This is a genomic window from Staphylococcus simulans, assembly GCF_003043455.1.
GTDB classification, from domain to species: domain Bacteria; phylum Bacillota; class Bacilli; order Staphylococcales; family Staphylococcaceae; genus Staphylococcus; species Staphylococcus simulans_A.
In genome coordinates this window covers 1-11,512 of sequence record NZ_PZGG01000066.1, presented here as the reverse complement: position 1 = coordinate 11,512, position 11,512 = coordinate 1, and the positions used below count along the sequence as shown (strand labels likewise).

General features: G+C 38.7%; 9 protein-coding genes. All 9 read left to right on the top strand.

Annotated elements, in window-relative coordinates; all coding sequences use genetic code 11:
* The first annotated feature begins 280 nt into the window (after window positions 1–280).
* Genes ilvD through ilvA form a run of 9 tightly spaced genes read left to right on the top strand, consistent with a single transcriptional unit; the run spans window position 281 to window position 11,105 of the window.
* On the top strand, window positions 281–1,975 hold the full coding sequence (gene ilvD / locus BU038_RS10385) for a dihydroxy-acid dehydratase (RefSeq protein WP_107605982.1): 1,695 nt from the start codon (window positions 281–283) through the stop codon (window positions 1,973–1,975).
* Window positions 1,976–1,996: 21 nt separating this feature from the next.
* Window positions 1,997–3,724: a biosynthetic-type acetolactate synthase large subunit gene (ilvB, locus tag BU038_RS10380; RefSeq protein WP_241963172.1), complete on the top strand. Its 1,728-nt coding sequence runs from the start codon at window positions 1,997–1,999 to the stop codon at window positions 3,722–3,724.
* Window positions 3,721–4,194: an acetolactate synthase small subunit gene (ilvN, locus tag BU038_RS10375; protein ID WP_107605980.1), complete on the top strand. Its 474-nt coding sequence runs from the start codon at window positions 3,721–3,723 to the stop codon at window positions 4,192–4,194. The genes ilvB and ilvN overlap by 4 nt, the downstream gene beginning before the upstream one ends.
* A 58-nt stretch (window positions 4,195–4,252) precedes the next feature.
* Entirely contained in the window at window positions 4,253–5,257 is a 1,005-nt protein-coding gene (ilvC, locus tag BU038_RS10370) for a ketol-acid reductoisomerase (RefSeq protein WP_002481738.1), read from the top strand.
* A gap of 25 nt (window positions 5,258–5,282) precedes the next feature.
* Window positions 5,283–6,815 (top strand): 2-isopropylmalate synthase, encoded by a 1,533-nt coding sequence (locus BU038_RS10365; RefSeq protein WP_107605979.1) that lies wholly within the window; start codon window positions 5,283–5,285, stop codon window positions 6,813–6,815.
* Entirely contained in the window at window positions 6,812–7,852 is a 1,041-nt protein-coding gene (gene leuB / locus BU038_RS10360) for a 3-isopropylmalate dehydrogenase (RefSeq protein WP_107605978.1), read from the top strand. Before BU038_RS10365 ends, leuB begins: the two co-directional genes overlap by 4 nt.
* Window positions 7,853–7,867: 15 nt before the next feature.
* A complete protein-coding gene (leuC, locus tag BU038_RS10355) occupies window positions 7,868–9,250 on the top strand; it encodes a 3-isopropylmalate dehydratase large subunit (RefSeq protein WP_107605977.1) in 1,383 nt (460 codons plus the stop codon).
* Window positions 9,243–9,824: a 3-isopropylmalate dehydratase small subunit gene (gene leuD / locus BU038_RS10350; protein ID WP_002481742.1), complete on the top strand. Its 582-nt coding sequence runs from the start codon at window positions 9,243–9,245 to the stop codon at window positions 9,822–9,824. Before leuC ends, leuD begins: the two co-directional genes overlap by 8 nt.
* A gap of 12 nt (window positions 9,825–9,836) precedes the next feature.
* The gene (ilvA, locus tag BU038_RS10345) at window positions 9,837–11,105 is read left to right on the top strand and encodes a threonine ammonia-lyase IlvA (protein WP_107605976.1); all 1,269 of its coding nucleotides are present in this window, start codon (window positions 9,837–9,839) and stop codon (window positions 11,103–11,105) included.
* The last annotated feature ends 407 nt before the right edge of the window (window positions 11,106–11,512 follow it).

Here is an 11,512-nt window from a genome sequence, read left to right as displayed (position 1 = left end):
CTGTACATGTAGTAAATTAAGTTTATCAAATTTTTAGACAATTCAAATTTATTCATAAAACCATTCGAAAGGAGCAAATTGAAATGACTAACAGAACACAAGCAAATACTCTACCGACAACAACAAATATTTTAGTCATTTTATTAATTTGCTAGGACTCGAACTTTAGTAAAAACCATTACTAAATGTTTAAGTCCTATTTCCGATTGAATGGGACTTCCATTGACGTCCCAATAATTATTGGGACGTTTTTTTATTTGAATACTCGGGGGGAATTATATTGAGAAGCGACACAATCAAAAAAGGAGACCAACAGGCTCCGGCCAGAAGTTTACTTCATGCCACAGGACAAATCAAAGATCCGACAGATATGAACAAACCATTCGTAGCAATCTGTAACTCTTATATCGATATCGTTCCAGGACATGTTCACTTAAGAGAATTAGCAGATATCGCGAAAGAAGCTATCCGAGAAGCAGGAGCCATCCCATTTGAATTCAACACAATCGGTGTTGACGATGGTATCGCAATGGGACACATCGGAATGCGCTATTCATTACCATCTCGTGAAATCATCGCAGATGCAGCTGAAACGGTTATCAACGCGCATTGGTTCGACGGTGTCTTCTACATTCCAAACTGCGACAAAATCACACCAGGTATGTTAATGGCAGCAGTGAGAACAAACGTACCTGCCATCTTCTGTTCAGGCGGACCGATGAAAGCTGGTTTATCTACAACAGGTAAAGCTTTAACACTTTCATCTATGTTCGAAGCAGTCGGTGCCTTTAAAGGCGGTTCAATGACGAAAGAAGAATTCTTAGACATGGAACAAAATGCTTGCCCTACTTGCGGTTCTTGCGCAGGTATGTTCACAGCAAACTCAATGAACTGCTTAATGGAAGTATTAGGACTAGCACTTCCATATAATGGTACAGCTTTAGCGGTATCAGACCAACGTCGAGAAATGATTCGACAAGCAGCTTTCCAATTAGTAGAAAATATTAAAAATGATTTGAAACCACGAGATATCGTTACAAAAGAAGCATTAGACGATGCATTCGCATTAGACATGGCAATGGGCGGTTCAACAAACACAGTACTTCACACACTTGCAATCGCAAATGAAGCAGACGTTGATTATGACTTGAGCCGTATCAATGAAATTGCGAAACGTACACCTTATCTATCTAAAATCGCACCAAGTTCTTCTTATTCTATGCACGATGTTCATGAAGCCGGCGGTGTACCTGCTATCATCAATGAATTAATGAAGAAAGAAGGCACATTACACCCTGACAGAGTAACTGTTACAGGTAAAACACTTCGTGAAAATAACCAAGGCAAAGAAATCAAAAATACAGATGTTATCCATCCACTCGATAATCCTTACGATAAAGAAGGCGGCCTTTCAATCTTATATGGTAACTTAGCTCCAAATGGTGCAGTTATCAAAGTCGGCGGTGTGGATCCTGAAATCAAAGTATTTAAAGGAAAAGCCATTTGTTTCGACTCTCATGATGAAGCAGTTGAAGCGATTGATAATCACACTGTTCGTGAAGGCCACGTAGTAGTGATTCGTTATGAAGGTCCTAAAGGCGGACCTGGAATGCCAGAGATGTTAGCCCCTACTTCATCAATCGTAGGACGCGGCTTAGGTAAAGATGTTGCATTAATCACTGACGGCAGATTCTCAGGAGCAACGAGAGGTATCGCAGTCGGACACATCTCACCTGAAGCAGCATCAGGCGGACCAATCGGATTAATCCGTGACGGTGATGAAATCGTCATCGATTTAACAAACAGAACATTAGATGTAGATGTTTCAGAAGAAGAAATGAACAAACGTAAAACAGAAGTCAAACCATTTAAAGCTAAAGTTAAAACAGGTTACTTAGCACGTTATACAGCGCTAGTTACAAGTGCAAATACAGGCGGTGTTATGAGAGTACCAGAATATCTAATTGAGGAGTGATGCTTTATGTCTAACCCACAAATGACTAAACATAATGAAGAAGCAAATAGTACACAAGCAGCCACGAAAACGAGTAGAAGCGGTTCGGAATTGTTGGTAGAAGCACTGTTGAAGGAAGGCACAGAGTTGCTTTTCGGTTATCCAGGGGGTGCCGTGCTACCGCTCTATGATACATTTTACGATGGTAAAATCAAACATATCTTAGCACGACACGAACAAGGTGCTGTACACGCTGCGGAAGGTTATGCCAGAGTTTCTGGCAAACCTGGCGTAGTTGTAGTTACCAGCGGTCCAGGGGCAACAAACGTTATTACAGGTATCGCAGACGCATATAGTGATTCATTGCCGCTTGTAGTATTCACAGGACAAGTTGCAACACCAGGTATCGGTAAAGATGCTTTCCAAGAAGCAGATTTACTATCAATGACAACACCAATCACTAAACACAACTTCCAAGTTAAACATCCAGACGAAATTCCTGAAGTGGTACATCAAGCGTTTCACATTGCAAACACAGGTCGTAAAGGTCCAGTAGTCATCGACTTCCCTAAAGATGTCGGTATCCTACAATCTGATGTTGATGTATGTGACGAGCTTGATTTACCAGGATATCGTTTAGCTGATGCACCGAATCCACAAGATGTACAAACTGTACTAGAATGGTTGAAGTCAGCGAAGAAACCAGTCATTTTAGCTGGTGCAGGCGTAAGACATTCAAAATCAGGTCCACTCCTGACTGCATTTGCTGAACGCCATCAAATTCCAGTAGTCACAACTTTACATGGGTTAGGCACAATTCCTTACAGCAATCCCCTATTCTTAGGTATGGGCGGTATGCATGGATCTTATGCAAGCAACATGGCACTTTCTGATTGCGACTTGCTTATCAACTTTGGCAGCCGCTTCGATGACCGTCTTGCAAGTAACCCTGATAAATTTGCAGAAAATGCAAAAGTTGTTCATGTAGATATTGATCCTTCTGAAATCAATAAAATCATCAAAACTGATTTGGGTTTAGTTGCCGACTGTAAGTTGACACTTGAAGCATTACTTACAGAAACAGCTACTTTTGACCAACATCAAGACTGGGTTGACTATTGTGTAAACAATCAAAAAGAACATCCTTTTGCATATACAGATGAAGAAGCAGATGTATTTATCAAACCGCAACAAGCAATTGAGTATATCGGTAAGATTACGAATGGAGAAGCGGTTGTAACAACAGATGTAGGACAACATCAAATGTGGGCAGCACAATTCTATCCATTCAAACACGATAATCAACTTGTAACAAGCGGCGGTCTTGGCACAATGGGCTTTGGTATCCCTTCTGCTATCGGTGCTAAATTAGCACAACCTGATAAAACAGTTGTTTGTTTCGTTGGAGACGGCGGTTTCCAAATGACAAACCAAGAAATGGCAATCTTAAATGAGTATGGTTTAGATATCAAAATCGTACTTATCAATAACGGAACATTAGGAATGGTTAAACAATGGCAAGATAAATTCTTTAAACAACGTTTCTCTCATTCAGTATTTAATGGCCAACCAGATTTCCAACAGTTATCAGAAGCATATGGTGTGAAAGCATTCTTAGTAGATGATCCTAAAACACTTGAAGCAGATTTAGATGCAGCATTTGCTCATAAAGGCCCTGCTTTAATCGAAGTAAGAATCTCACCAAAAGAACCTGTTTTACCGATGGTACCAAGCGGTAAAGCGAACAACGAAATGGAGGGTGTCCTATGAGATATACATTCAAGACGCAAGTATTAGATAAATCTGGTACATTAAACCGACTGACAAGCACCTTTTTACGACGTCAGTTTAATATCGTAACTTTATGTGTTACACCAAGTATTCAACCTGGTATTTCTGATATGACATTCGTAGCTGAGTTAGATGAAGCTTCAAAAGTACAATCACTCATGCTCCATTTAGAAAAACAAATCAATGTACTTTCTGTAGAAAATATCACAGATAACAACGTCTACAGTGTGGAATTATTACTTGCTAAAATTGCAACACCTGCAGATAAAACAGAATTAGATAACTTAATCAATCACAGTGATGCGCTAGTTTCAGTATTAAAAGAAGAAGATGGTCATACTTACTTACAAGCATCAGGCACACAACAAGCCATAGATGATGTATTACATGCACTATCATCACAACAGATTGAACAAGTTTCTAGAACAGGAACTGCAGCATTATTATAATTTGAATTTTCACAAAGTTGAGAATTTAAAATAAAACAAATTTTTGGAGGAATTTATTATGACAACAGTTTATTATGACGAATCAGTGAAAAAAGACGCTTTAGAAGGTAAAAAAATCGCGGTATTAGGCTACGGTTCTCAAGGTCACGCACATGCTAAAAACCTTAAAGACAACGGCTATGACGTTATAATCGGTATCCGCCCAGGACATTCTTTCGACAGAGCTAAAAAAGATGGCTTCGATGTATATCCAGTTGGAGAAGCAGTAAAACAAGCAGACGTAATCATGGTGTTATTACCAGATGAAATCCAAGGTAAAGTATACGACGAAGAAATCGCTCCTAACCTAGAAGCTGGCAATGCATTAGCATTTGCACATGGTTTCAACATCCACTTCGATGTAATCAAACCACCAAGTGACGTAGATGTATTCTTAGTAGCTCCTAAAGGCCCTGGTCACCTTGTAAGACGTACATTCACTGAAGGCAGCTCAGTTCCTGCATTATTCGGTGTAGGCCAAGATGCAACTGGTAACGCTTTTGACATCGCATTAAGCTATGCAAAAGGTATCGGCGCAACTAAAGCTGGTGTCATTGAAACTACATTCAAAGAAGAAACTGAAACAGACTTATTCGGTGAACAAGCAGTTCTTTGCGGTGGTGTAACTCAATTGATCCAAAACGGTTTCGAAACTTTAGTAGAAGCTGGTTACCAACCAGAACTTGCTTACTTCGAAGTATTACATGAAATGAAATTGATCGCTGACTTAATGTACGAAGGCGGTATGGAAACTATGCGTTACTCAATTTCAAACACAGCTGAATACGGTGACTATGTTTCAGGTCCACGTGTTATCACACCAGACGTTAAAGAAAACATGAAAGCTGTATTAACTGATATCCAAAACGGTACATTCGCTAACAACTTCATTAAAGATAATGAAAATGGATTCGAAGAATTCTACAAACTACGTAAAGCAGCACAAGGTCACCAAATCCAAGAAGTTGGTAAAAAACTTCGTGAAATGATGCCATTCGTTGAAAACAAAACTATTGAAGAATAATACTAAATCAGGAGGTTGATTATTTATGAGTCATATTCAAATTTTTGATACAACACTAAGAGACGGTGAACAAACGCCCGGAGTCAGTTTTTCCTTTGATGAAAGACTGACTATCGCAAAGCAACTTGAAAAATGGGGTGTCGATGTAATTGAAGCTGGATTCCCTGCTTCGAGTGAAGGTAGTTTTAAATCAGTTCAAGCGATTTCACAAGCTTTAACTAAAACTGCTGTAGTAGGCTTAGCAAGATGTAAGAAAAGCGACATCGATGCTGTGTACGAAGCAACTAAAGAGGCAAAATATCCGCAATTACATGTATTTATCGCTACTAGCCCTATTCATTTAGAGCATAAATTGAAAATGACTCAAGAAGAAGTGCTAGAGCAAATTACTGAAAATGTTGCTTATGGCAAATCTTTATTCGATGTTGTACAATTCTCACCCGAAGATGCAACACGTACTGATTTAGATTTCTTAATCAAAAGTGTGCAAACAGCTGTAGACGCAGGTGCAACAGTTATCAACATTCCTGATACAGTAGGTTATAGTTATCCAACTGAATTCGGAAATATCTTTAAAGTATTGCTTGAAAATGTTAAATCTGATCAAGAAATTATCTATAGTGCACACTGTCACGATGACCTAGGCTTAGCTGTTGCAAACAGTATGGCTGCCATCGAAAATGGTGCAAAACGTGTTGAAGGTACAATTAACGGTATCGGAGAACGTGCTGGTAATACTGCACTTGAAGAAGTTGCGCTTGGCTTATATGTACGTAAAGATCACTACGGTATTGAAACAAGACTTGAACTTGGCCGTACAAAAGAAACTTCTGATTTGATTTCTCGTTTCGCTGGTATTCCTGTACCTCGTAACAAAGCGGTTATCGGTCAAAACGCATTCAGTCATGAATCAGGTATCCACCAAGATGGCTTCTTGAAAAACCGTGAAACTTACGAAATCATGACACCGCAATTAGTGGGTATCCAAACATCTGAATTGCCTCTTGGTAAATTGTCTGGTAAACATGCTTTCGCAGAAAAGTTAAAACAACTTGGCTACGAAGTCAGCCCAGAAAAACAAGTTGAATTGTTCAAACAGTTCAAATCTATTGCTGATAAAAAGAAAAATGTTTCTGACTATGATGTCCATGCCCTTGTTCAAGGTCATTACCATGAAACAAATGCTGCTTATCACGTTGAAAATCTTCAACTACAATTTGTGGCTGAAGGTGTACAAAGCGCAGTCGTTCAACTTCGTGACAACGACGGCAAACAATATCAATCAGCAGCAACTGGAACAGGTTCTATTCTTGCAGTATACAACGCAGTCGACTTAATCTTCGATGCTGAATCTGAATTATTGAACTATCAAATTTCTTCAGTAACTGAAGGTTCAGACGCACAAGCACAAGTTAACGTTGAACTTAGCATTGATGGACGTTCTTATTATGGTATCGGTATCGACCATGACGTATTGCTTGCTTCATGTAAAGCTTATGTGGAAGCTTATTCTAATCATATTGCTGAAGCATCAGTTAACAATGAGGTGAACGCATGAGTTATAAAATCACTGCCCTCCCAGGCGATGGTATAGGTCCAGAAATACTAGATGGTACTTTGAAAATATTAGAAAAGTTAAGTGGAAAATATAACATTGATTATGAATTAGAAACTTATGATTTTGGAGGGGCCGCTATAGATAACTATGGCGACCCGCTTCCATCATCTACACTTGAAGCTTGTAAACAATCTGACGCGATTCTATTAGGTGCAATCGGTGGTCCTAAATGGACAAACAGTCCAAAACGACCAGAAGCCGGCTTACTTGCTTTAAGAAAGAATTTAGAGTTATTTGCGAACATCCGCCCTACTGCTGTAGTTGAAGGTGCGAGTGAATTTTCTCCTTTAAAAGCAGAGCGTGTACAAGGAACTGACTTAGTGATTGTCAGAGAATTGACAGGCGGTTTATACTTCGGTGAACCAAAAGAGTTAGCTGAAGATCATGCAGTTGATTCATTGACATACACGAAAGCAGAAGTTGAACGTATTGCGCATGCAGCGTTTAAACTTGCTCAATCAAGACGTAAAAAATTAACGTCAGTGGACAAAGAAAATGTTTTAGCATCAAGTAAATTATGGCGTCAAACTGTTGATGAGGTGGCTGCTTCATATCCTGATGTAGAAGTAGAACATTTACTTGTAGATGCATGTAGCATGCATTTGATTACACGTCCAACGCAATTTGATGTAATCGTTACTGAAAACTTATTCGGTGATATTTTAAGTGATGAAGCCTCTGTTATTCCAGGTTCATTAGGTGTTTCCCCTTCTGTCAGCTATGGACAAAAAGGAACAAAACTTTATGAACCGATTCATGGTTCAGCACCTGACATTGCGGGTCAGGACATTGCGAATCCGACAGGTATGGTGCTTTCATTAGCAATGTGTTTCAGAGAGACATTTAATCAAGCTGAAGCGGCAGAAGAATTAGAAAGAATCGTTTATGGTTTACTGAAAGATGGCTTTACTACACCTGACTTAGGTGGAAAAGCACATACTTCAGAAATCTTCGAGAAAATTTTACAACAACTTTAAAGGATGGTGATTGAAATGGGACAAACTTTGTTCGATAAAATATGGAATAGACATGTTCTCACAGGAAATGCAGGTGAACCGCAATTATTATACATTGACTTGCATTTAATCCATGAAGTAACATCACCTCAAGCCTTTGAAGGATTAAGAATTCAACACAGACCATTGAGACGTCCTGATTTAACGTTTGCGACAATTGATCATAACGTACCAACAGAAGATATTTTCAACATCAAAGATGAAATTGCAGCAACACAAATTAAGACGCTTCAAAAGAACTGTGCAGAGTTTGGGGTTCGACTGTTTGATAATGGTACTGAAGAACAAGGTATCGTACATATGGTTGGACCAGAAATGGGATTGACGCAACCTGGTAAAACCATTGTCTGCGGTGACTCTCACACAGCAACACACGGTGCTTTCGGTGCCATTGCTTTCGGTATCGGCACAAGTGAAGTAGAACACGTTTTCGCAACACAAACACTATGGCAAACTAAACCGAAGAATCTTTTAATTAATATTAACGGTGAGCTGCCTAAAGGTGTGTACGCGAAAGATATTATCTTACACTTGATTAATCAATATGGTGTAGACTTCGGTACTGGTTATGCGCTTGAATTTGCAGGTTCTACTATTCGCAACCTATCAATGGATGCGAGAATGACAATCTGTAATATGGCGATTGAAGCCGGCGCAAAATATGGTTTAGTTGAACCAGATGAAACAACACTAGAATACGTCAAAGGTCGTCCTTATGCTGATATCGATGAGGAAACAGCTGAATATTGGCAATCACTTTACAGTGATAAGGATGCACAATTTGATCGTGTGATCGAGTTAGATGTAACAGACTTAGAACCTCAAGTGACTTGGGGTACTAGTCCTGAAATGGGTGTAAGCTTCAACACACCTTTCCCAGAAATTCAAAACGTCAATGACGAACGTGCTTATCACTATATGGATTTAAAACCAGGTGAAAAAGCAGAAGATATTGAACTTGGCTATGTATTCTTAGGATCATGTACGAATGCTCGTCTATCAGACTTACAAGAAGCAAGTAAGTTTGTTAAAGGACATAAAGTACATCCGAACATTACCGCAATTGTAGTGCCTGGTTCAAGAAGTGTGAAACATCAAGCTGAAGCATTAGGCCTTGATAAAATCTTTAAAGATGCAGGCTTTGAATGGCGTGAACCTGGCTGCTCAATGTGTCTCGGTATGAACCCTGACCAAGTACCAGCAGGTGTCCACTGTGCTTCTACCAGCAACCGTAACTTCGAAGGTCGTCAAGGTAAAGGTGCAAGAACGCATCTTGTATCTCCTGCTATGGCAGCTGCCGCTGCGATTGAAGGACGCTTCGTAGACGTCAGAAAATGGGAGGCGCTTGAACATGCTTAAAATCGAACCAATTACACAATATACTGGTAAAACTGCAATCTTATTCCACGATAATATTGATACGGACCAAATTATCCCAAAAGTCCATCTTAAAGGTGTTTCTAAAACAGGACTGGGTCCCTATGCCTTTGATGAATGGCGATACTTAGAAGATGGTTCAGATAATCCTGAATTCGAATTGAACCAACCTCAATATAAAGGCGCTTCAATTCTTATTACAGGTGATAACTTTGGTTGCGGCTCTAGTCGTGAACATGCGGCTTGGGCATTAAAAGATTATGGCATTAATATTATTATTGCGGGCAGCTTCAGTGATATTTTCTACATGAACTGCACGAAAAATGCATTATTGCCTATCGCATTGGAAAAAGAGGATCGCGAGTTCCTTGCGAAATATAAAGAACTCGAAATTGACCTACCGAACCAGGTGATTAAAACACCTGATCGTGAATTACATTTTGATATTGATTCAACTTGGAAGAACAAACTTGTTCAAGGACTAGATGATATTGCCGTCACACTGGCATACGAAGACCAAATTGAACAATATGAACAGAAATACCAACACAATTAAGGAGTGAGCGAAATGACAGTACAAACTGCTGTATCAGCTAAAGATATAGATGAGGCTTTTTTATCATTACAGCCGATTGTCAAAGAAACGCCTTTAGAGAAAGATCATTATTTATCTTTAAAGTATGACTGTAATGTATATTTAAAAAGAGAAGACCTGCAATGGGTACGTTCTTTTAAACTAAGAGGTGCGTATAACGCAATTCAAGTATTAAGCGAAAGTGAAAAAGCAAAAGGTATTACATGTGCAAGTGCCGGCAACCATGCACAAGGTGTCGCATTCACTGCACAACGACTAGGGTTAAAAGCAGTCATCTTTATGCCTGTGACAACACCTCTTCAAAAAATTAATCAAGTTAAATTCTTTGGTGGAGAAAATGTTGAAGTTATCTTAGTCGGTGATACATTTGATGATTGTTTAAAAGAAGCTCTAGAATATACTGAGAAACATGCGATGAACTTTATTGACCCATTCGACAATGTTAATACAATTGCAGGTCAAGGTACAATCGCTGCTGAAATTCTAAAAGAAGCACAAGAAAGTGATATTGATGTAGATTATTTATTCTCCGCAATTGGTGGCGGTGGATTAATTTCCGGTGTAGGTACTTACTTTAAGGAAAACTCTCCTCAAACAAAAATTGTAGGTGTTGAACCTAAGGGTGCGGCAAGTATGTATACTTCAGTCGTCTTAGAACATCAAAGAGTGAAATTACCGGAAATTGATAAGTTTGTAGACGGTGCATCTGTTGCACAAGTCGGCAAAATCACATTTGAAATCGCGAAAAAAGTCGTAGATGATTATCTTCAAATCGACGAAGGTGCTGTATGTTCTACAATTTTAGATATGTATTCTAAACAAGCCATTGTCGCAGAACCTGCAGGTGCGTTAAGCGTCTCAGCTCTTGAACAATATCGTGATCAAATTAAAGGCAAAACAGTAGTTTGTATTATCAGCGGTGGTAATAACGATATCAACCGTATGAAAGAAATCGAAGAACGCTCGCTTTTATATGAAGAAATGAAACATTACTTCATCTTCAACTTCCCTCAACGTCCTGGTGCGTTAAGAGAGTTTGTAAATGAAGTATTAGGACCAAATGATGATATCACTAAATTCGAGTACTTGAAAAAATCTTCTCAAAACACAGGTACAGTTATCATTGGTATTCAATTGAATAATCATGATGACTTAACGCGTTTGAAAGAAAAAGTACATGAGTTTGATCCATCTAATATCTATATTAATGAAAACAAAATGTTGTATTCATTATTGATTTAACCTAAAAAGCAGGAGTAACCATAAATCGTAAATGACTTATGGTTCCCCTGCTTTTTCTTTGTATACATAGCTTCGTAGTTTATCTCAATCTTTCTATCAAAACATCTGAAAACCTGTCCTATTATATATTCAATTAGTCTTTTTTTAACTAACATAATGATGAATTGGCTTATATGTATCTTATGAACTATATCAATTCCTCTTATAAAACACATAAAAAAAAGACCTCAAACCTGAGATCTCAATGCGGCTCATCGCATCCAAAATATATAATATACGATTATACATTCAAAACTAGATAGTAAGTAAATTTCAATTCGACCAATCAAAACTTGAAATTGATTAAGTCTTCGATCGATTAGTATTCGTCAGCTCCACATATCGCTATGCTTCCACCCCGAACCTAT

What these genes read in the sequence shown, in the direction of transcription:
- ilvN (WP_107605980.1), top strand. Translation starts at nt 3,721, where the DNA reads ATGAGATATACATTCAAGACGCAAGTATTAGATAAATCTGGTACATTA.
- BU038_RS10365 (WP_107605979.1), top strand. Translation starts at nt 5,283, where the DNA reads ATGAGTCATATTCAAATTTTTGATACAACACTAAGAGACGGTGAACAA.
- leuB (WP_107605978.1), top strand. Translation starts at nt 6,812, where the DNA reads ATGAGTTATAAAATCACTGCCCTCCCAGGCGATGGTATAGGTCCAGAA.
- leuD (WP_002481742.1), top strand. Translation starts at nt 9,243, where the DNA reads ATGCTTAAAATCGAACCAATTACACAATATACTGGTAAAACTGCAATC.
- ilvA (WP_107605976.1), top strand. Translation starts at nt 9,837, where the DNA reads ATGACAGTACAAACTGCTGTATCAGCTAAAGATATAGATGAGGCTTTT.
- leuC (WP_107605977.1), top strand. Translation starts at nt 7,868, where the DNA reads ATGGGACAAACTTTGTTCGATAAAATATGGAATAGACATGTTCTCACA.
- ilvB (WP_241963172.1), top strand. Translation starts at nt 1,997, where the DNA reads ATGACTAAACATAATGAAGAAGCAAATAGTACACAAGCAGCCACGAAA.
- ilvC (WP_002481738.1), top strand. Translation starts at nt 4,253, where the DNA reads ATGACAACAGTTTATTATGACGAATCAGTGAAAAAAGACGCTTTAGAA.